This is a genomic window from Streptococcus danieliae, assembly GCF_013415245.1.
GTDB classification, from domain to species: Bacteria; Bacillota; Bacilli; order Lactobacillales; family Streptococcaceae; genus Streptococcus; species Streptococcus danieliae_A.
Genome location: NZ_JACBXX010000192.1, coordinates 1 through 400 on the forward strand (window position 1 = coordinate 1; position 400 = coordinate 400).

Genomic DNA, 400 nt, shown 5'->3' on the forward strand with positions numbered 1-400 from the left:
CATTAAAATGTTTGGTAATGCGCATGTATATGTTGTTAATATACACGTACCAAGAGATTGGGAACAAAGTGTCAACGACAAACTTTTGAAAGCAGCAGATTCACATAAGAATGTTCAATTAGTCAATTGGTATCAAAAAGAAAAAGACCATTCGGAATACTTCGCCTATGACGGCGTGCATTTAGAATATAAAGGCGTACAAGCACTTGTATCCGAAATAAATAAACATGTAAAATCATGATATTTGAAATTAACAAAAAACAGTCTGGAACCCTATTTTGTTCCAGACTGTTTTTTTCGTTTAGCTCGTATTGTTTCTTCTATAATTGAACCGACTATGAGACCGACTGAGATGATGATTTTGCCTATTAATAAAATCATACGAAATCACCCTTTAATA

The 400-nt window shown here is 33.0% G+C and carries 1 pseudogene; it reads left to right on the forward strand.

The annotated features are described in order from the left end of the window. A pseudogene (locus HZY94_RS10390) lies at positions 1–241 on the forward strand (acyltransferase); the annotation flags it as partial. Positions 242–400 lie beyond the last annotated feature (159 nt).